The 19,170-nt window shown below is 57.7% G+C and carries 18 protein-coding genes and 1 tRNA gene; 3 read left to right on the plus strand and 16 right to left on the minus strand.

The window, feature by feature from the left end; genetic code table 11:
* Positions 1–6: 6 nt before the first annotated feature.
* From MF4836_RS04485 to MF4836_RS04520, 8 genes are all read right to left on the minus strand, one after another.
* Positions 7–1,098: an AAA family ATPase gene (locus tag MF4836_RS04485; protein ID WP_078469338.1), complete on the minus strand. Its 1,092-nt coding sequence runs from the start codon at positions 1,096–1,098 to the stop codon at positions 7–9.
* Positions 1,095–1,913 (minus strand): hypothetical protein, encoded by an 819-nt coding sequence (locus MF4836_RS04490; protein WP_153050188.1) that lies wholly within the window; start codon positions 1,911–1,913, stop codon positions 1,095–1,097. Before MF4836_RS04490 ends, MF4836_RS04485 begins: the two co-directional genes overlap by 4 nt.
* Positions 1,914–2,859: 946 nt before the next feature.
* Complete coding sequence (locus tag MF4836_RS35945) at positions 2,860–2,988, minus strand: hypothetical protein (protein WP_274522631.1); 129 nt, start codon at positions 2,986–2,988, stop codon at positions 2,860–2,862.
* 311 nt (positions 2,989–3,299) lie between these two features.
* Positions 3,300–4,001 carry a hypothetical protein gene (locus MF4836_RS04500; protein ID WP_078469340.1) on the minus strand — a complete coding sequence of 234 codons (702 nt, stop codon included), beginning with the start codon at positions 3,999–4,001 and terminating at the stop codon, positions 3,300–3,302.
* Positions 4,002–4,043: 42 nt separating this feature from the next.
* Positions 4,044–4,784: a DUF6602 domain-containing protein gene (locus MF4836_RS04505; RefSeq protein WP_078469341.1), complete on the minus strand. Its 741-nt coding sequence runs from the start codon at positions 4,782–4,784 to the stop codon at positions 4,044–4,046.
* A gap of 43 nt (positions 4,785–4,827) precedes the next feature.
* On the minus strand, positions 4,828–5,763 hold the full coding sequence (locus MF4836_RS04510) for an AAA family ATPase (protein WP_202971956.1): 936 nt from the start codon (positions 5,761–5,763) through the stop codon (positions 4,828–4,830).
* Positions 5,763–6,278 carry an HORMA-1 domain-containing protein gene (locus tag MF4836_RS04515; protein ID WP_078469343.1) on the minus strand — a complete coding sequence of 172 codons (516 nt, stop codon included), beginning with the start codon at positions 6,276–6,278 and terminating at the stop codon, positions 5,763–5,765. Before MF4836_RS04515 ends, MF4836_RS04510 begins: the two co-directional genes overlap by 1 nt.
* Positions 6,279–6,287: 9 nt before the next feature.
* Entirely contained in the window at positions 6,288–7,253 is a 966-nt protein-coding gene (locus tag MF4836_RS04520; RefSeq protein WP_078469344.1) for a CBASS oligonucleotide cyclase, read from the minus strand.
* Positions 7,254–7,444: 191 nt separating this feature from the next.
* Here MF4836_RS04520 and MF4836_RS04525 point away from each other — a divergent pair, with 191 nt between their 5' ends.
* Positions 7,445–7,768: a helix-turn-helix domain-containing protein gene (locus MF4836_RS04525; RefSeq protein ID WP_078469345.1), complete on the plus strand. Its 324-nt coding sequence runs from the start codon at positions 7,445–7,447 to the stop codon at positions 7,766–7,768.
* A complete protein-coding gene (locus MF4836_RS04530) occupies positions 7,768–8,658 on the plus strand; it encodes an ImmA/IrrE family metallo-endopeptidase (RefSeq protein ID WP_078469346.1) in 891 nt (296 codons plus the stop codon). Before MF4836_RS04525 ends, MF4836_RS04530 begins: the two co-directional genes overlap by 1 nt.
* Positions 8,659–9,076: 418 nt before the next feature.
* On the opposite strand, the gene MF4836_RS04535 is transcribed toward MF4836_RS04530, so the two are convergent.
* The 4 genes from MF4836_RS04535 to MF4836_RS04555 form a co-directional block, all read right to left on the minus strand.
* On the minus strand, positions 9,077–9,352 hold the full coding sequence (locus MF4836_RS04535; RefSeq protein WP_078469347.1) for a hypothetical protein: 276 nt from the start codon (positions 9,350–9,352) through the stop codon (positions 9,077–9,079).
* Positions 9,349–10,329, minus strand: coding sequence for an integrase domain-containing protein (locus MF4836_RS04540; RefSeq protein ID WP_078469689.1), 981 nt, complete (start codon positions 10,327–10,329; stop codon positions 9,349–9,351). Before MF4836_RS04540 ends, MF4836_RS04535 begins: the two co-directional genes overlap by 4 nt.
* Positions 10,330–11,230: 901 nt before the next feature.
* The gene (locus tag MF4836_RS04550; protein ID WP_078469348.1) at positions 11,231–12,559 is read right to left on the minus strand and encodes a tyrosine-type recombinase/integrase; all 1,329 of its coding nucleotides are present in this window, start codon (positions 12,557–12,559) and stop codon (positions 11,231–11,233) included.
* A gap of 163 nt (positions 12,560–12,722) precedes the next feature.
* A tRNA-Thr gene (locus MF4836_RS04555) sits at positions 12,723–12,798 on the minus strand.
* Positions 12,799–13,053: 255 nt separating this feature from the next.
* Here MF4836_RS04555 and MF4836_RS04560 point away from each other — a divergent pair.
* Positions 13,054–13,641 carry an amidase gene (locus tag MF4836_RS04560; protein WP_238596126.1) on the plus strand — a complete coding sequence of 196 codons (588 nt, stop codon included), beginning with the start codon at positions 13,054–13,056 and terminating at the stop codon, positions 13,639–13,641.
* A 103-nt stretch (positions 13,642–13,744) separates the two neighbouring features.
* On the opposite strand, the gene MF4836_RS04565 is transcribed toward MF4836_RS04560, so the two are convergent.
* From MF4836_RS04565 to MF4836_RS04580, 4 genes are read right to left on the minus strand one after another with little or no spacing between them, the layout of a single operon-like run.
* The gene (locus MF4836_RS04565) at positions 13,745–13,966 is read right to left on the minus strand and encodes a formate dehydrogenase subunit delta (RefSeq protein WP_020299883.1); all 222 of its coding nucleotides are present in this window, start codon (positions 13,964–13,966) and stop codon (positions 13,745–13,747) included.
* Positions 13,963–16,851: a formate dehydrogenase subunit alpha gene (gene fdhF, locus MF4836_RS04570; RefSeq protein WP_078469349.1), complete on the minus strand. Its 2,889-nt coding sequence runs from the start codon at positions 16,849–16,851 to the stop codon at positions 13,963–13,965. Before fdhF ends, MF4836_RS04565 begins: the two co-directional genes overlap by 4 nt.
* On the minus strand, positions 16,848–18,407 hold the full coding sequence (locus MF4836_RS04575; protein ID WP_078469350.1) for a formate dehydrogenase beta subunit: 1,560 nt from the start codon (positions 18,405–18,407) through the stop codon (positions 16,848–16,850). Before MF4836_RS04575 ends, fdhF begins: the two co-directional genes overlap by 4 nt.
* On the minus strand, positions 18,404–18,883 hold the full coding sequence (locus MF4836_RS04580; RefSeq protein WP_078469351.1) for a formate dehydrogenase subunit gamma: 480 nt from the start codon (positions 18,881–18,883) through the stop codon (positions 18,404–18,406). The genes MF4836_RS04575 and MF4836_RS04580 overlap by 4 nt, the downstream gene beginning before the upstream one ends.
* Positions 18,884–19,170 lie beyond the last annotated feature (287 nt).

The raw sequence follows: 19,170 nt of genomic DNA on the forward strand, positions 1-19,170 counted from the left end.
GTTGGGTCATCGTGAGAGTAGAGTCGAGTCAGGAAGGCTTGAGAGTTGGGCTGTTGTCAGCGGCGTCGGTTCATTCAATAGTATCAACGAGTCACGGGCCCTTGCGCAAAGCATATACATGCGACGGCATTGATCTTTGTCAACGCTAGGTAGGGAGCGCGAAAGATCCTGCAGGTAGACGCTGTCGAACTCTAGGCCGATAGCGGACTCGCCAGTCAATACTGTGATTCCTGCCTTCATTGGGTGGATATTCTGTTCAGATCCCTTTGGCATTCGATGGGTGTAAAGATCTACTCGGGTCTCAGGCGGCAGCGCGGATTTCAGCATCTGATGCACCGCTTGCGCTTTCGACACTGGATAGACGATAACGCCAATTGAGCCGCCCCGGTTGGTCAAGCGATTTGCAATAGAAGAAATTGCGTCATTCCATTGTGTAAATGTTACAAGGCGTGGCATATCTCCGCTACGTGGCCTTTGTACCACGGCAGGTGGGAGAGTGCTTGATCTGTGAAAGTGTTCGGCCAACGCAGCTATTTCTCGAGTGTTCCGGTGGTTGGCTGATAGTCGGATCGGATCGGGCATAGGAGCAGCGAGAATATCCTCGATAGAAGCTCTTTGGCTGTCGGTGGTTTGGTCCTCATCTGCGAACACACTTACAGTTTTTGCACCATAACGTACAGCCCATGCGAAGAATCCAGCGGGTAGGTTCTGACCTTCATCAATCACCAAATGATCCCACTGTGGTTCAATATTGGCCCGTTCGTAGTTGGATAGCAGCGTAGCCCAATCGTATATGAATGGCCGAGGCTCGGGTGCGAAACAGCCAATTCTTTGTGAGTGGTCGCTGCTAATAAAGGAGTGCATGGTGGTTACGTTTAGGACTTGATTCCCAAGCTGTGAACCCAGAGAAGCTAGCAATCGATTTTTTGTGATGAGCAGGCACGAATGTCCTAGCGAACGTAACAACTGCATCCGGAGTACTGCCAGAGAAGTTTTACCAGACCCTGGTGGTCCCAAGACAAACAATGGGGTCTCGGGATCAGCATCGTAGATATCCAATTGCTCATGAATAAGGTCATCTAGCAACGGAAGTTTCATAGGGCTCTGTCTCGTCGAATACTAAAATTCGCAGGCTTGAAGAAAAGAGCGTAGTGGACATCCGTGGGCGTTTTGACTGTTTCTGTGAACCTGTCGATATGGTCGATCACTAAATTAAACCCTGCTTCGATGAGAAGTTTTTTAAACTCTGGAAACTTAGCTCTGGCTTCTGCGCGGGCACTATTAGTGTATAGCACTGCGGCAGGTCCCAAACTTGCCCTGGTGTGAGCGTTAACCATGTCTCGTACCAAATTTTCAATGTTGAGATTTGGGCTCGCTAGCAAATAAGATGCGACGAACAGAGTAAGGCTTCCTCGGATCGGGCCGAAATTTACCTGATTCAAATCTTGCAGGAATTGGTACTTCGTACGATCGTGCAACCCGCCATGAGCCCGAGTGGCGTTAGCTAATCGCAGTCCAAGATCTCTCATCGATTGGTAGTGGTCCACGCCGTAGTAATCAAATACGTCGTTTTTGCCTAGCGTTGCCGCTAGAGCTAGCCCAGCTGTGAAAGGGCCACAGCCGAGATCGATCATCAGAGGGTCGCCATAGCTCTGCCCTGGTTGAAATAGCTGACGGAAAGCGTGTTTCAATTCGTCTAAGTGTCTAACTTGATTATACTTTGCATAGAGTAACGCCCTATCAGCGCCGCTGAGGTGTCCGATTGGTGCGTCAAAATCCGCTTGTCCACCCTCTATGACGTCGGTAAAAACAGTCTGTCTTGGCCAACCTAAAAATGTTGTTGGAGTGGTTCGGTCGTCAGAAGAAATTTGATCGTTAATTTCAACGTTCAGCACCGTTTGCAGCCATGGCATAAGCATCCCTCTAAGCTCTGCTGTCGACCATTCGGCATGAAAGAGTCGGAGTAGAACAGTCCATTTATTGGGTTCAAGCTGGTGATGCCAAAGTGCCATGAATTGCTTGGCGACGTCAATGTCAGCTTGTCATTTGTCTTGCACCGAAGGCGGGGGAGGGGATTTTGAAAAAAGAGGAGGGGTTTTTCTATTTTGAGCGAAATTCGAGCGTTTGAAAAAAGGTGCAGAGGTGAGAGGTGGATTGCCGAACACATGATCAGGAGCGTTAGGGTGATAGGTTGCCCTCAGAAACAACAAAACTCTCACATTTCTGCGAGAGCCATGACGGCGATCCCATGCCTTGGATGAGTAGCAAAGTCTGAGGGTAATGCGGGGACATAAGGAAGGGCAATGTAGGAAACTGCCGTAGAAGCGATTATCTAGGCGGATTCTTGAGCGTTCAATTTTGGTCGGATTTAACGTAGCAGCGTGCAACAGGGGTGTTTTCATCCATCAATATTCGAGTGTTTTGGGAGAACCGACTTTTTCAACACAATCGACCCATAGCGGACTGTTGAGGATAAGGCCGTCTGTTCATCTTTTTGGATAATTTTCTGCGGTTCGTATCCGCGTAAAAACCAGCAGTTAGCTGGGGTCTACCGATCAGCTCTCTGGCAATCATCTCAGACTTCATCGTGATGAGACGCGTCATTACTACGACTTGGCGAGAACTTTCAACGTCCCATACCAATGCCGTACTCAGACTCTCTCCAGGGCATGAGTCAAACACCTCCTGTCTCCCAGCATTGCTCAGAGGCGAGTAGACGCCTATTAAAACTAGATACTGCCGGTTCGAGACAATCTAACCTGAATATCAATCGACGCTCCATCAGTTAGGGTTTCGTCGTTTGATGTAAAATCAGATCTGCCAAAAGCTACCATTCGGTAGCTTTTGGCAGCGAAGAATTTATTTCTTCGAAGACTTGCTAGGTTTCAAATCGGGGTTGTTGCCTGGTGTGTCTTTGTTGTCGCGGCGACGCTTATCAACTTCGCCGGTAGATTTAGCAATTGGCTTAGGGCCTGGTTTAAGCGCCATGGTATTTCTCCTGCATAATGATGTTGATGTTGGGTCTTGCAAAATCATGGTATTTGTTTTGGCGTGCACTTTCCATAGATGCGAGAAGTTTAATTATTTTTGTGCAAAAAGTGCACTGGCACTATATCTCAGCAAGCCAGATCGTCGTGTGTTTGCACGACGCAATCTTAGAAAAATATATAATCACCCATGGCGAAATCTCGCTACCAAGCTCGTAATCACCCGAGGTTGGTCATGTTACACAATTGAGTGAATTTCAGAAAGTTTGCTCAGTATATGCAATTATCATGACCTGAACGACCTGCTGCCTTTTAATTTCCAAACAAAATTGCCACCGGTACGGAATGTAGTTCCTGTGAATTGCTTGCCAGCAATCCAATCTGGCTTCGGCTGTGAATGCACTCTGCAAACTCAGCGCCCACAGCCATCGGGAAGTATTTGTGCTCGCTAAGAATGTCAGAAGGCTGACCCCAACCAATGGCACATAGGAAATGGGAGTATGTATCTGGATACAGGGTTGCAATCGAGGTCATCATCGTGGGTTCGATGATCTCACCGCTGTCTATCGTGAGCCAGGCATGCAAATTTAGTCCTGCTGAACCGGGCTTGTGCATTTCCTCGATAGTGATGCCCCGCTTGCTCCAGTTACGCAGGTCCTCCCAAGTGGGAGAGAACAGTGCTCGATCTTCCTTCCAGATCTGGCCTAAGGTCACCCATACCTTGCGCCCAAGCTTCTGTTCGAGGTGAGGTGCGAGGTAATGGGACCATTTGAGGCACTGGAAAGCTGATTTCCTCAGATCTTTGACCCCAGCCGCCAGCAGCGCTGGTTCGAGAAAGTTTCCCTCAGGTTCAAGCGTCTCATAAGGCTTCCAATCCGGCCTTTCTACAGATAACCCACAAGACTCAGTGAAGCGAATGGCGTTAACGAAGTTCGTCTGGTAGTCGCCAAAATCTTCGCCTGCTTTAGGTATCGCGGGTGGGCGGTACAGTAAATTGCGAATCGACTTGATCATGAATAAGTTTCCGAAACTGCGCTGTGGGCTACGGCAAAATAACTACCTATTAATGACAGCTGCATATGCTGCCCAATCAATGGCCGGAACCGTGCCAAGCGACTGAAGACGTGAGAGCAGTCGGAATAGGAAGTAGATCAGCGAGCCCTCGGATCCAACTATCTTGAGTTTCTCATCGAAACTATCGAACGCCCCGTCATCCAGCGCGCAGCCACAATCCAATCGCTCTAATTCATCAGTCGGCAGGTGCTTCAGGAAATGCTCTCCTAAGCCATCAGCCCAGCTTGATTTGGGGGCGACAATGCCGGCAAGGATGGGGAACAGAGGCTTAGCGGCATAGGTTCCGCCAGCGTGGGCAATCGGAACTGAGGTTCGGTGGAGCTTGCGCACCGACGCCGCTTTGTTACCTGCGTATTCCATGTAGCTTTTATCGAAATGTGGCTTGGATTCGAAAATCGCGTACACGGCTTCGACCGGGATATAACGGTGGTTCTGCTGGTCGAGCAGAGTCGGTGTGAAGTGACGGTCGAAGATCACGATATCAATTTGGTCACTTCGGTTGCCCAGGCTGTCGATCACCAGGCCGGTTGCTACTTGGTAGCGATTCGGCAGGTAGGCCCTAAACACCTCAATCCAATGATCCTCGACCACTGTGCCGTGCGTTCCTGCGTGCGAGATGGATTGGGCCGCTCGCTTCAGCTTCAAGGCCAGCTCCGCCTGGACATCTACAAAAGCATCTTTCATCCAGGCGGTATCGGCGATGCGTTCCTTTTTAGTAGCCATGGTTGTTCACTCGCAGGGCACGGTTGATCGGCGGGTGGTTGGGTTAGGGTTGATGATCCTGAAAAGCTGGTGTCGGCTTCATTTCCGTAGCCACTCGGACTGCTCGCCCCGCATTGATGGCCTGGGACGGGTACGCATCCAAAACTATCGACGGGATCAGGCGCTGTGTGAGGTCCGAGAAAGTAAAGCCTGGGATGTTGCCTTCCATAGGTCCCGTTACTCTCACCAGTTCGTCGAATGCAATGTCTGGAATACCCAGGCGCGCAAGGCGTCTTGTAAGCACACTGCGACGTTGTGCATCGTTTGGCCGGCCAAATGACAGCACTTCGGCAGCGCGGCGTTTGACCGCAGGATCGAGTGCGCTGAGCCGATTGGTACACATGATCACGGCGGCAGGGAGTTGAGCGTTGGCGATTCGATCAATGCCCCGGATGAAAGCATTCACCCCGGCACGGTCCTCGTGGTGCATTTGCGCATTTTCCCGAGACTGGGCCAAAGCATCTGCCTCATCGATGAGCAGGATCACAGCTCCTCGTGCGCGCCCATCACTCGACTTGAGCTTTTTGGCCTCTTCGATCGTGTAATCAAAAGCCGCCGATATCAGCTGAGTCATTTCACCGACTCGGCCTTGGCCACGGGTCGAAAGGCTCAATGGGAAAAGTGTAATATTGATTTTTTCCTGGCGTGCCACAGCATCGCCGATCGTCTCGGCCAGTTCGGTTTTGCCACTGCCCACGTCGCCAGCTAGGACGACCAGAGGTGGGCGGCGCAACACCGTCTCAAGCAGATCCTCGGAACCGGGATGGAATTTCTTCGCCCAGTCGGTGAGGCCAGCGGAGTTAACCAGCAGGCCGAGAATTTTGGTCAGCCGCACTTTCTGGTCGTCAAGGCCCACCAGCTTGGCAAGTCTGGCCTGGGGTTCAAAGTCAGGATAGTTCACGCGGTATTCGAAAAGATCATCCAGTGCGGGCTTGCTCATCAGTAACTCCTCACAGTCGAACGATTAAGGGCGCGGCCCCCAGATGAGTACGAACGGTCAGACGTCATGTAGCCACTTACTCCCGGCTCAGGTGCGCCGTTACGGCTAAATGGCAAATCCTTCTCGACAGCGTCGCGATCACTCTGCGACGCAAGATCCCAGGCAGCGTTGTAGGTCAGGTAGCTCGCAAATCTGGCCCCAGAAACATCTGCATTTGGGCTAATACGTCCAGGCGAATCATCTGCGCCGTCTACCGAAAGGTCTGACGCTGTGTATCTGAGGGTGGGCTCGATCCAGTTTCCGTCACGCTTGAAACCGTAGGTCACGGTACCGAGGTAGCCTGCCTTCAAGAGCTTGGTCACTTCCTGTTCGAAGTCCAGGATCCGTTGGGTGCTGGGTTGGCCATACAGGCGTTGAAGGCGCATCAGATCAGCTGCCACCTTCGAGGCCATGTGTTTGGCGTGAGTGAGTGTGAAAGTTTGGGTTTCCGCTACCACATAGCTGTAGGACGACATGCTGCTGCCTCAAACCTGGAAGGTTGATCCGAAGACTTGCTGCCAATAACCAACAGTGAGCTGCTTGTTCGGCGCGAAAAGCGCCGCATCGATCGCATCACCTGCATCCAGCGCGGCCTCGATGATCGCGTCTACGTTCTGCTTCGTATAAAGCCGAGCGACATTATTGGTAGGGTTAACGGGGTCGATGATCTGCAAGGGGTCGGTGAACTTGCCGACCTGTGATGCCGAATAGTTGTCTGTGAAGAAGATTTTCTCGCGCAACTCGGAGCGGGCGATGTAGGTGAAGAAGCTCTGAAGAGCTTCGGGGTAGTCAGAGAAATCGACCCCGTCATCACACAGCTTCGACATGATCATCTCGATCATGAATGACTTGAAGCGAAACCCATCCCGCTCTCGCTTCATCAGCGCTGCCCAGTACTTCACGAGCCTCACGACTTGCGCGTAGTGGGTCGGCTGAGCACGTTTACGGGCTTTCGCGAACTCCAGATGCAGTGGAATGCTTGTTTCCAGGAATGAGCCGTCTTCCTGGCTGATCAGGTTGCCCCGCCACTCGGGAAGACCGCTGTAGAGAACAGGGACGATATCAACATCCAGACCCGACCCACGAAACGACACGGTCACGGAGTAGGTTTGGGGTACGACTTGCTCTGGGCTGAAATTTGGAAAGGCTTTGCGCAACTTTTCGGCCAGGTAATCGATCAAAGCCTTTGTGTCGTGTGGCGCCTCTGATCCGCTTATGTAAACCGCCACATCGATGTCGCTGAGGGACCGCAGGGAGGTGCCTTTCGCTAGGCTGCCGGAAACGAGCATTCGCCGCAGTGAAAAGTCAGGATGGTCAGAGAGGTAGCGCTCCAGTTTTTCCTGTAAGCGCCCTGCCTGCTCGCGGTATGCAGTAGCTTTCTCTTTGGGCAGGTTCACTTTTTCTTCAGCGAACCGTGCGATGTCACGATGGTTGACGTGCTCTCTGGACATGCCATTCCCCCTGGGGATGCGTATCAAACGGAACCAGAACGATCACGCCAAGCAGCGCACATCGCTAGCTCAAACCAAAAGTTCGGGATAGCGAACTTTCTACTTACGCTACTCCGAAATTCGGTAAAGTCAAACCCTTTGTTCGGAATAGTGGTACAATTTTTTGGCAACCAATAGAAAGGAGCGAGATCGTGACGACCCGTCTCGGTGAGAAGCTCCGCGAGCTGCGCAAGCAGCGCGGGCTTACCTTGGAGAAGCTGTCAGACATGGCAGGTCTGAGTAAAAGCTACCTTTGGGAACTGGAAAACCGTGAATCCCAACGCCCATCAGCTGAGAAGCTAACCGCCTTGGCTGACGTACTGGGCGTAGCTACCCAGTACTTTTTCGAGGAAGACGTAAGAGCCCCTGAGGAACGCCATCTGGACGACGCGTTTTTTCGTGGGTACAAGAATCTTGAGCCGGATGCCAAGGAGCATCTTCGGAAGATTTTGGAAACCTTCAAAAAGGGAAGTTAATGGCCGACAAGCAGGTATGGACGCCTCAGAAAGCTGCCAATCGGCTGTCCAAAATCATGGAGGTGGTTGGTGGCGTGCATGGCGGTAGATTCCCAGTGGATGTGCCGATGCTGGCCAAAGAAGCGGCCAACATTTTTGGCTGGTCGGACCCAATCACTGAAGTCACTCCCGTTGACATCAAGAGCTTTGATGGCGCGCTGTTTCCGGACGATGAGCGGAAGAAATGGATGCTGCTGTACAACAGCGCAATGGCGTCACCAGGTCGGATCCGTTTCACACAGGCTCATGAGTTAGGCCACTACATCCTGCATCGTCAGGAGCGGTCGGCCTTTCAGTGCAGTAGCGATGACATGCTTGAGTGGGAAGACAAAACCATTGAGGCGCAAGCAGACCTCTTCGCCTCGTTCCTACTCATGCCGCTGGATGACTTTAGGGCTCAGGTCACTACCAACGTTGACCTGGATCTGCTCGGCCACTGTGCTGAGCGTTATGGCGTTTCTCTTACAGCCGCTGTTCTGAAGTGGCTCAACTACACAGAAGAAAACGCGGTGTTGATTCTGTCCCGCGACGGTTTCATGCAGTGGGCGTTTCCGAGTAGGCCAGCAAAGCGAGCAGGAGTGTTCTTCGCTACACGCAAGCAAACCATCGAGGTTCCAGCTGGCTCAATTGCCGTTGCAGCGGGAGTCAAGCACGAGCGTCGAGGAGTCGAATTGCCAGCCAAGATCTGGTTTCCACACGCTGAAGCTGGTACCGCTGTCCGAGAGATGAAGATCTCATCTGATCAGTATGACTACGTCTTATCTCTGCTTATTCTGCCACGATCAGCCACTGTCTGGCGTCCCGACGTGGATAGGTTCAAGCCCTGGGAGAATAAGCGCCCAAGAGGCTGATCCGGTTCTCAAGGGCATAGGCTGGAGATGTCTACGGTGCCGGGGGCAGTCCACTATGAGGCTCACAAAATAACGCAGTAACTGAAGCCTTATTTTGCACTGGCGATCTATAAGCGTCCATCCAAACTCCCGGGCTTGTTGACGCTTGGGGTGTCCGATGCTGGCGCTAGCTACTCTCCACGAGTGGCAGCTATGGGTCGATTGTGTTGAAAAAGTCGGTTCTCCCAAAACACTCGAATATTGATGGATGAAAACACCCCTGTTGCACGCTGCTACGTTAAATCCGAGCCTTGAACCTTCTGCTAAAAACTCAGATTTCAATCTCAGACGCGTACTTTTCTGGTGTGGAATTCGAAGCCGACTTTTTCAACAGAATCGGTCAGTTGCGGTCGGTCGTGATTATCAAAGTCAGACCTTCTTAGCACTTGAAGACCCATGCTCTTTCTAAACGACGAGCCAGCAGCCGCACGGTCAGCAGGTAGTAGTACCGAGTCGCCGCGCATTGCCCAGCTAGTCGGTGCTCAAGAAACCAAGTCAAATGCTTTCTTCGCCAAGCCCAAGGTGTCTCGAGCTGCCACCGTTCAGATATCTCAGCTTGGATGAGCTTTGCTTGCCGTAAATGGCGCTGCCGGGTTGCGTACGAACCCGTCAGAACCGCAGCCAAGAACAGTTCCATATCGAATGGCTTGCTCATACGCTCCCTCCAATGTAGGCCCCGACCACATCGATCCGTCCATGCCCCAGTTCAAAGCTGATTTGCCTACGAGCCTCGCGGTCGAGGTGCTGATCTAACTGGCAGCATTCACCGCCGTTGATTGGCGCGCGATGTTGGGTGATTTGCTCGTAACGCTCACATGCGTATGCCGCTCGTAGCTCATGGAAGCCTTTGAGGTTGTGTGCATGCAGGATGTCCCGTGCTGGGCGGATGATTTCCTGCAGAATATTCAGATAGCTTTCGTCTGGCGCAATCAGGTTGCGGCTACTCGCAGGCGACACCTGCCGTGCAAACCCAAGTGCGTCTTGAACATGGTGGTCCACCGTAATCCATCGTGGCGCTGAGGCGCCAGCTCGGCCGCCTTTGGTGCCATCCTGAATGTTGATCCTGCCTAGGTCGTTAGCCTCACGGCTCAGCCGTGGCAAGTCGGCTAGGATGGCCTCACGCAAGCGCATGCCGGTGGCTCGCGCCAACAGAACGATTGCAGCGGCCCGTAGCTGATGATCGCGGCAAAGCACATCGACAATCTGCTTAACCTGTTTGCGGTCTTGGCCCTGCGGTACTGAGTGTCGAACTCCGCTGCGCTGCATATCCAACGCCTTGCTCGGACTTGGCAGTTTCACATGCTGATCACCGCGAAGCGCTGCCATGGTCCTGTTAACGCTGGATAGGCGGTTTTGCGCGGTGCTGACGGCGAGATAGCCGCGCCTAACAATGTCGCGCAGATACGCCGCGTAGTCGGCCAATACCTTTCGATCAATCTGCCGTGCATCATTGATACCGGGCCCCTGTTCGGAGCGGCACCACTTCACGAATGCCTGCCACCGATCACTGTGCGCCTTGACTGTGCCGTAGTGGCCGCCGCCGAACATGTCTTTTAGCGCCTGCGGCCCTGCGTAGCTCAATTGTCTGCCGTAACCGAAATTGCGGCCATCGCGTCTACCCACTAATGCCATGTCGGTCACCTCCGCTTCCGATCTCTGCTCCTCGCCCCATGTCATCCCGCCAAGAATGCTGAGTGTTATCAGGGATCAAGGCCCCTGCGACCTGTGGGGAATGTCCGCTACGTGGGACTGGCGGCTCCTTACGTCCGGGAGCAAGGGCATCTCATGATCTGGCCTCCTGAACACCGTTACCGGTGGGCGGGTGGAGGCTGCATTGGCTGACGAGGCCAATGCCGCGAGATCCTGAGTCGGGTGTAGGCATTGAAGCGATGAGCGGGGCAAACCTGACTGTCAGTCAGGTGCAGTCCACTCCGTGGGCTGCGGCACCATCATCTGCATCGCTGTTGCTGGTGACTTTTCGGTGTTTGTCACGCCGATTGTCACGAAGGGGAATGCCGCAAAGCCTTGTACGAGCTGGGCTGCAGCAGCGGTAGGAGCGCCCGTCTCTTTCCAGAAGAAAGAGACGGGCGCAGGTTGGCGCAGTGAAATGGCCAAGCGGAAAGGTTGCTGCAGGGCAGCTGGGAAGGGGGATGTATTTGCCGCAATGGCAACGATCTGAAGTAGGCATCCATCACTCGGTGAGTGACCGTGCGAGCCGCCGGACGCTAATCGCACTTTGGGAGAACCACCACTGTGTGGCGTAGCCTTAAAGGTTCTGGCTACCTGGGTTGCTGTCAACGACAGCGCTTTGCCCGATCTTTTCTACGCCTGTGGATAATTCGGGTCAAGGCTCGAATTGTCGGGGTTTCTGCGGCTGTGGATGAAATTATCCACCGGTGGAAATCTATGGTTTTCCACAGAAAATTTGCGTGGGCTTTAGATTTTTTAAATGAGGTCCATCCAAGCAGGGCGGCTTTGCAGCCCCGCTTGGATGGACCCGCGTGGAAGGGCGGACTGTGGTGATCTCATTGGCTTACCCACGTTTGGATGCGCCACGGCTATTTTGTAGGGCTGTAATGTTGTCGCCGACCGGGTGAGCGAATTCGTGGGGAGTCACATGCCCGTGGCGGTTGGCGTCGATGTAGTTGCTCCACCACGCCATGATCAGCCGGCGCTGCTCCAGAAATTCAGCTTTGTGGATATACGCGGCGCGCACACGGTTGCGTTCCTTGTGGCTCATTTGTCTTTCGATGGCTGCGTCGGTCCATAACCCGGACTCAAGCAGGGCGCTACAGGCCATGGTCCTGAAGCCATGGCCGCACACGTCCTTGCTGGTGTCATAGCCGACGTTGCGGAGCATGGTGTTCACCGTGTTCTCGGACATGGGCTTCCAGTACTTGTGGTCGCCCGGTAGCACCAACTCTGAAAAGCGACTGAGGCTGCGCAGGCGCTCCAGTATTTCGATGACCTGCGGCGAGAGCGGAACCATTTGAATGTCGCCGTTCATTTTGGTCCCGCGTGTGGAGTTGCGTACCCCTTCAATCGGTGCGCGCGTATCGGGGATTTCCCACATGGCGCGTTGAAGGTCGAACTCACTCCATCGAGCGAAACGCAGTTCGCTGGAGCGGACGAATACATGCAACGTCAACAGAACGGCGAGGCGCGTCAGCTCGCGGCCGCTGTAGTTGTCGATACGGTGTAGCAGTTCGGGCAGGCGGTTGAGGGAGAGGGCCGGGCGATGGATTGTGCGCGGCGCGTGAATCGAGCCTGCCAGGTCCAGTGCAGGATTCATGGTGATCTGCCGAGCCCTTTTGGCCCCGCGCATGATGGTGGATAAGTAGTTCTGTACCCTTAACGCCACATCCATGGTGCCGCGTTCCTTGATGCGCTGGGTGATCTCTAGCAGGTCGTGGGTATCGAGTTCGGCGATGGGCCGTTGGCCGATCAGCGGGAAGACGTGGGTGCGCAGTCGGCTCATTACGGTTTTTGCGTGGCCTTCGGTCCAGCGACGGGACATGTCGGCGTGCCACTCCAGAGCAACGGTTTCGAAAAGCAGTGCCGCCCGCTGGGCTACGATCTTGGCCTTCTTCTTTTCTTCCATTGGGTCGAGATTGTCGAGCAGCAATGCCTTGGCTTCGTCTCGCTTACGCCGTGCGACGGAAAGGGTAACGATGGGGTAATTGCCGATGATGAGCGTACCTTCCTTGCCGTTGGGCTTGGTGTACTTCAAGCGCCAGGTCTTCACGCCATTGGGTTTGACGAAAAGGTACATGCCGCCACCGTCGAACAGTTTGTAGGCTCGCTCGCGGGTTTTGGCCGTGCGGCATTGCAGGTCGCTGAGGGGGATCGCTAGACGTGGCATAGGGGTACGCGCTCCTGACCGGAAAATCGCAGTACCCCTAACATACCCTCGGGGAAGGGGGATTTTGTTGGATCCCGACAGAGGGTCCTGGAACGAAAAAACCCGCCAAAGGGCGGGTTTTCGGGGCTTCCAGAGCATTCGGTGGAACGCAATGGAGCCAATGTGGTGCCGGCACCAGGAGTCGAACCCGGGACCTACTGATTACAAGTCAGTTGCTCTACCAACTGAGCTATACCGGCGTGTTAGGGCGACGATTATAGCGATTGGCGGGCGTCTGTAAACCCCTGAAAACTGACTATTTTTGCGCAGGCCTCTGGTGCGCGGTTGGCGCTTGGTTGGGAAGCCGTTGGCGCGAGTGTGTCCGGTGTGGCTGAGGGTGTGTCCAAGGTGGCGTGTTTGCGTTTTGTCCCCGTTTATCAGGAATAGCCCCAATGGTCATGGATCTCAGGAAAAACCTCGTTTTCGTCGCGTTGGCTTTGCTCGGTGGGTGCAGTGTGAAACCAGTGCAGCCTTATGCCGAGCCCCCCCAGGGGGCTCAGACGGCGCAGTTGCGGGTGATCACCAATGGTGAGGTGCGTGGCGCCGATTACGCCGGGTGTGTCGGCGAAACCCGAGGCTTGGCCAAGGCCGGGCGCTTTGGCGAGGATTTGCAGCCGAGCATCAATTATCCACAGGCGCCGCTGGTGCCGGGCAAGCAGGACATGGCGCCGCGATATGCGCCGAAGATGCAGCAGTACCTGGGGGCGAGTCGCATGGCCGAGGGGTTGTATACCGAGATCGTTGCCGAGTACCGGGTGCCGGCTGGCACGCCTTTCCTGCTGGAAAGCATGGGGCTGGCGGCGGGCAGCTATGGCAGTACTTACCTGACGTGCCCGGCGGCGAAGAAGGTGGTGCAGTTTGAGCCGGGTCGCAGTTATGAGGTTTATGTGGGCTTGAACAACGCCCCGGGTGCCGACGGCAAGCTGGCGGCGATCTGTGTGTTTGGGGTTTACGAACTGCTGCCTCTTGGTCAGTCGCAGAAGTCGCTGCCGCTGCCGATTGTGGCCACTCCGGCGGTCGAGACGCGCTGCCCGAGCCGTTGAGACGCCGCACCACTGATGCTCTGTCGGTGGTACGGCGGCACTGGCCACCAAGCCACCCCAGAGCCCGTCCAGCGACGGGCTCTGTCCTTTCATCTCGTCACTTTCAGGCCTCCCACCCTGCGCCGCTGACGGCGGTTTGCACCAGGGGATGCAGTTGCGCCCCCTGGTGTTCGGTTTGCCAGGCCAGCAGGTCTTTGCGCATGCCGGGGGTCCAGAACATTTTCAGGTGGTTGCGCACGCTGAGCATGGCTTGCTGCTGGTCCGGCTCGTTGGCGAAGTACTGGGCGATCTGGTTGGCCATTTTGATCAGGTTGGCGGTGCTCATCGGCGGACCTCCGCGGCAGCGCCGCCTTTGCGTGCCTGGCGACGTTCGCTGAGCAGGCGCTGCTGTTCGTCACTGAACGCCTGGTAGCGTTTCTGCCATTCGGAAGGGTGGTAGACGCGGCTGACTTCCACCGCCGTGACCTTGTACTCCGGGCAGTTGGTGGCCCAGTCGGAGTTGTCGGTGGTGATCACGTTGGCCCCGGATTCGGGGAAGTGGAAGGTGGTGTACACCACGCCCGCCGCCACCCGTTCGGTGACCCGGGCCCGAAGTACGGTCTGCCCGGCGCGGCTGCCGATGCCGACCCAGTCGCCTTCGTTGATGCCCCGGCTTTCGGCGTCGGTGGGGTGGATTTCCAGGCGGTCTTCATCGTGCCAGGCGACGTTGTCGGTGCGGCGAGTCTGGGCGCCGACGTTGTACTGGCTGAGGATGCGTCCGGTGGTCAGCAGCAGTGGGTAGCGGCCGTTGACCTTCTCTTCAGTGGGCACGTAGCCGGTCAGCATGAAGCGCCCCTTGCCGCGCACGAACTGGTCGATGTGCATGGTCGGGGTGCCGTCCGGCGCGTCCTGGTTGCATGGCCATTGCAGGCTGCCGTGGCGGTCCAGTTCGGCGTAGCTGACGTTGGTGAAGGTTGGGGTCAGGCTGGCGATTTCATCCATGATTTCTGATGGGTGCTGATAGTGCATGGGGTAGCCCAGGGCGTTGGCCAGGGCCACGGTGCCTTCCCAGTCGGCCTTGCCGCCCAGGGGCTCCATGACTTTGCGCACCCGCGAGATGCGTCGTTCGGCATTGGTGAAGGTGCCGTCTTTTTCCAGGAACGAGCTGCCCGGCAGGAACACGTGGGCGAACTTGGCGGTTTCGTTGAGGAAGATGTCCTGCACCACCACGCACTCCATGGCCGATAGCGCCGCCGTCACGTGCTGGGTGTTGGGGTCGCTCTGGGCGATGTCCTCGCCCTGGCAGTACAGGCCCTTGAAGCTGCCGCCCAGGGCCGCTTCGAACATGTTGGGGATGCGCAGGCCCGGGTCCGGTTGCAGGCTGACGTTCCACGCCTGCTCGAACTGCGCCCGCACCAGGTCGTTGGAAATATGCCGGTAGCCTGGCAGCTCGTGGGGGAACGAGCCCATGTCGCATGAGCCCTGGACGTTGTTCTGCCCACGCAGCGGGTTGACCCCCACGCCTTCGCGGCCGATGTTGCCGGTGGCCATGGCCAGGTTGGCGATGCCCATTACCGCGGTGCTGCCCTGGCTGTGCTCGGTGATGCCCAGGCCGTAGTAGATCGCCGCGTTGCCACCGGTGGCGTAAAGCCGCGCGGCGGCGCGGATGTCGGCGGCGGGTACGCCGCAGATCAGGCCCAGGACCTCCGGCGAGTTCTCGGGGCGGCTGACAAACTCGCTCCAGCGCACGAAATCCGCAGCCTCGCAGCGGGCATTGATAAAGTCCTGCTGGAGCAGGCCCTCGGTGACGATCACGTGGGCCAGGGCATTGAGCATGGCGACGTTGGTGCCGGGGCGCAGGGCCAGGTGCAGCTCGGCGCGGGCGTGCACCGAGTCCACCAGGTCGATGCGCCGCGGGTCGATCACGATCAACCTGGCCCCTTCGCGCAGGCGACGTTTGAGCTGGGAGGCGAACACCGGGTGCGCATCGCTGGGGTTGGCGCCCATCACCAGGATCACATCGGCCTGCATCACCGAGTCGAAGCTCTGGGTCCCGGCGGATTCACCCAGGGTTTGCTTGAGGCCGTAGCCGGTGGGCGAGTGGCAGACCCGGGCGCAGGTGTCGACGTTGTTGTTGCCGAAGGCGGCGCGCACCAGCTTCTGTACCAGATAGGTTTCTTCGTTGGTGCAGCGGCTGGAGGTGATGCCGCCGATCGAGTCGCGGCCGTAGGTCTGTTGCAGCCGGCGGAATTCGCTGGCGGCGTAGGTCACGGCTTCATCCCAACTGACTTCCTGCCACGGGTCGCTGATGTGCTTGCGGATCATCGGCTTGGTGATGCGATCCGGGTGGGTCGCATAGCCCCAGGCGAAGCGCCCTTTGACGCAGGAGTGGCCGTGGTTGGCGTGGCCGTTTTTGTCCGGGACCATGCGCACCAGTTGGTCGCCCTTCATCTCGGCGCGGAATGAGCAGCCGACCCCGCAATAGGCGCAGGTGGTGATGACGCTGCGCTCGGGCTGGCCCAGTTCGACCACGCTTTTTTCCATCAGGGTCGCGGTCGGGCACGCCTGTACACAGGCGCCGCAGGAAACGCATTCGGACTCCAGGAAGTTGTCGCCACCGGCGGCGGCCACCCGCGACTCGAAGCCGCGCCCGGTGATGGTCAGGGCGAAGGTGCCCTGGGTTTCCTCGCAGGCGCGCACGCAACGGTTGCAGACGATGCACTTGCTGGGGTCGTAGTCGAAGTAGGGGTTGGAGGTGTCCTTTTTATCACTCAGGTGGTTCTCGCCTTCATAGCCGTAACGCACCTCGCGCAGGCCGACCTGGCCGGCCACGGTTTGCAGTTCGCAGTTGCCGTTGGCCGAGCAGGTCAGGCAGTCCAGTGGGTGGTCGGAGATGTACAACTCCATCACGTTGCGGCGCAGGGTGGCGAGCTTCGGTGTTTGCGTGTGCACGCTCATGCCTTCGCTGACCGGGGTGGTGCAGGAGGCCGGGTAGCCGCGCATGCCGTCGATTTCCACCAGGCACATGCGGCACGAGCCGAAGGCTTCCAGGCTGTCGGTGGCGCACAGTTTGGGAATGCTGGTGCCCAGCAGCGCGGCGGCGCGCATCACCGAGGTGCCTTGGGGCACGCTGATGCTGCGCCCGTCGATGTTCAGGGTGACCTGCACCTGGCTCTCGCGGGCCGGGGTGCCAAGATCCATGTCTTTGGCAGGGTCGAATTGGATGATCATTGCTCAGCCTCCGCGGCATGCAGACCGAAGTCGGCGGGGAAGTGCTTGAGGGCGCTGGCGACCGGGTAGGAGGTCATGCCCCCGAGGGCGCACAGCGAGCCATATTGCAGGGTGTCGCACAGGTCTTTGAGGATGATGGCCTGCTGTTCGCGATGGTCCTGGTCGGGCGCCGCCAGCAGGCGGTCGATGACCTCCATGCCGCGGGTCGAACCGATCCGGCATGGGGTGCATTTACCGCAGGATTCCTCGGCGCAGAATTGCAGGGCGAAGCGCGCCATGTGCGCCATGTCCAGGCTGTCATCGGCGACCACCACGCCGCCGTGGCCAAGCATCGCGCCCATGGCGGCGAAGGCTTCGTAATCCAGTGGCGTGTCGAATTGCGACGGTGGCACCCAGGCGCCAAGCGGGCCGCCGACCTGGGCCGCTTTCAACGGACGGCCGCTGGCGGTGCCGCCGCCGTAGTCTTCCACCAGCTCGCGCAGGGTCAGGCCGAAGGCGCGTTCCACCAGGCCGCCGTGGCGCACATTGCCCGCCAGCTGGAAGGGCATGGTGCCCAGGGAGCGTCCCATGCCGTAGTCGCGATAGAACTGTGCACCCTTGGCCAGGATCAGCGGCACCGAGGCCAGGGTCAGCACGTTGTGCACCAGGGTCGGCAGGCCGAACAGCCCTTGCAGGGCCGGGATCGGCGGCTTGGCGCGGACGATCCCGCGCTTGCCTTCCAGGGAGTCCAGCAGCGCGGTTTCTTCGCCGCAGATATAGGCCCCGGCGCCGACCCGCACTTCCATATCGAACGCCTGGCCGCTGCCGCCGACATTGGCCCCGAGATAACCGTTGCGGCGCGCGATCTCCAGCGCTTCGCGCAGGGTGGCCACGGCCTGCGGGTACTCCGAGCGCACGTAGATATAGCCGTAGCTGGCGCCGACGCTGATGCCGGCGATTGCCATGCCTTCGATCAGCAGGAACGGGTCGCCCTCCATCAGCATGCGGTCGGCGAAGGTGCCGGAGTCGCCTTCGTCGGCGTTGCACACGATGTACTTTTGCGCCGCCTGGGTGCCGCGCACGGTGCGCCATTTGATCCCCGCCGGAAACGCCGCGCCGCCCCGGCCACGCAGGCCGGAATCGAACACCGCGGTGGCGGTCTGTTCGCCGCCCAGGGTCACGGCCCGGGCCAGACCCTCAAAGCCGCCGTGGGCTCGGTAGTCATCCAGGGACAGCGGGCGGGTGATGCCGGCGCGGGCAAACAGCAGGCGTTGCTGGCTGTGCAGATACGGCAGTTGTTCCACCAGACCCAGGGCCAGTGGATGAGCGCTGGCGTCGCCTTGCAGGGCGTCAAGCAGGGAGGGGACATCGGCGGCGGTCAGCGGGCCGAAGCCGATGCGCCCCTCGGGGGTGTCGACTTCCAGCATGGGCTCAAGCCAGTACAGCCCGCGCGAGCTGGTGCGATGCAGGTCCAGCGGCCAGTGGCGTTGCTCGGCCTGGGTCTCCAGGGCGCTGGCCACCGCATCGGCGCCGACCGCGCGGGCCAGGGAGTCACAGGGCAGGTACAGGCGGTTCATGGCGCATCCTCCCGACAGCCGTCGAGCAGCGCATCGAGGCGCTCGGTGTTCAGGCGCGCGTGAACCTGGCCATCCAGTTCCAGGGCGGGCGAGCAGGCACAGGCGCCCAGGCAATACACCGGGCGCAGGCTGATGCTGCCATCGGCGCTGCTGCCGTGGTCGTCCAGTTGCAGGCGCTCGCGCAGGTGCGCCGCCAGTTGCTCGGCGCCGCGGCTCTGGCATGACTCGGCCCGGCACAGGCGCAGGATATGGCGCGCCGGCGGTGCGGTGCGAAAGTCGTGGTAGAAGCTGATTACCCCGCGAATCTCGGCCTGACTCTGGTTCAGGGCGTGGGCAATTTCGGGGATGGCGGCATCGGGGATGTAGCCGATGCCCTCCTGAATTTCATGAAGGATCGGCAACAGTGCGCCGGGGGAGCCCTGGTGGCGCTCCAGCAGGCTGTTGACCATAGGCAGGTGCAACATCTCATCAGGCATACAGCATTCCTCACGGTCACGGACACGCCCAAAGGCTGTCGGCTGTCCGAAAGTGTCGGCTGCGGCAGTCACGCCACGTCACGGTATCGCGGCATGTTCAGGCCGTTGGCCAGGCACCCTGAGCGGGCATCTTGTTGTACCCGGCGCGGTCTTTGCCGCACCTGTTCAGGGCATAAAGGGCAGCTTGCCACGCCGCCTCCGATTCAATGGCTCGGAAGCGACATGTTCAGTTCCATGCACGACTGCCTATTGAGTCTAGAAGAGTCGATGCAACCTGACGGGCCGCG

The sequence above is a fragment of the Pseudomonas sp. MF4836 genome, assembly GCF_002018875.1.
Classification (GTDB): Bacteria; Pseudomonadota; Gammaproteobacteria; order Pseudomonadales; family Pseudomonadaceae; genus Aquipseudomonas.

Bases quoted from the DNA above. Each gene is read 5' to 3' on its own strand.
- MF4836_RS04520 (WP_078469344.1), bottom strand. From the start codon at position 7,253: ATGTCCAGAGAGCACGTCAACCATCGTGACATCGCACGGTTCGCTGAA.
- MF4836_RS04500 (WP_078469340.1), bottom strand. From the start codon at position 4,001: ATGATCAAGTCGATTCGCAATTTACTGTACCGCCCACCCGCGATACCT.
- fdhF (WP_078469349.1), bottom strand. From the start codon at position 16,851: ATGATCATCCAATTCGACCCTGCCAAAGACATGGATCTTGGCACCCCG.
- MF4836_RS04540 (WP_078469689.1), bottom strand. From the start codon at position 10,329: ATGGCATTAGTGGGTAGACGCGATGGCCGCAATTTCGGTTACGGCAGA.
- MF4836_RS04485 (WP_078469338.1), bottom strand. From the start codon at position 1,098: ATGAAACTTCCGTTGCTAGATGACCTTATTCATGAGCAATTGGATATC.
- MF4836_RS04535 (WP_078469347.1), bottom strand. From the start codon at position 9,352: ATGAGCAAGCCATTCGATATGGAACTGTTCTTGGCTGCGGTTCTGACG.
- MF4836_RS35945 (WP_274522631.1), bottom strand. From the start codon at position 2,988: ATGGCGCTTAAACCAGGCCCTAAGCCAATTGCTAAATCTACCGGCGAA.
- MF4836_RS04550 (WP_078469348.1), bottom strand. From the start codon at position 12,559: ATGCCACGTCTAGCGATCCCCCTCAGCGACCTGCAATGCCGCACGGCC.
- MF4836_RS04505 (WP_078469341.1), bottom strand. From the start codon at position 4,784: ATGGCTACTAAAAAGGAACGCATCGCCGATACCGCCTGGATGAAAGAT.
- MF4836_RS04580 (WP_078469351.1), bottom strand. From the start codon at position 18,883: ATGCCTGATGAGATGTTGCACCTGCCTATGGTCAACAGCCTGCTGGAG.
- MF4836_RS04575 (WP_078469350.1), bottom strand. From the start codon at position 18,407: ATGAACCGCCTGTACCTGCCCTGTGACTCCCTGGCCCGCGCGGTCGGC.
- MF4836_RS04530 (WP_078469346.1), top strand. From the start codon at position 7,768: ATGGCCGACAAGCAGGTATGGACGCCTCAGAAAGCTGCCAATCGGCTG.
- MF4836_RS04490 (WP_153050188.1), bottom strand. From the start codon at position 1,913: ATGCCATGGCTGCAAACGGTGCTGAACGTTGAAATTAACGATCAAATT.
- MF4836_RS04515 (WP_078469343.1), bottom strand. From the start codon at position 6,278: ATGTCGTCCTACAGCTATGTGGTAGCGGAAACCCAAACTTTCACACTC.
- MF4836_RS04510 (WP_202971956.1), bottom strand. From the start codon at position 5,763: ATGAGCAAGCCCGCACTGGATGATCTTTTCGAATACCGCGTGAACTAT.
- MF4836_RS04565 (WP_020299883.1), bottom strand. From the start codon at position 13,966: ATGAGCACCGCCAACCTGATCAAAATGGCCAACCAGATCGCCCAGTAC.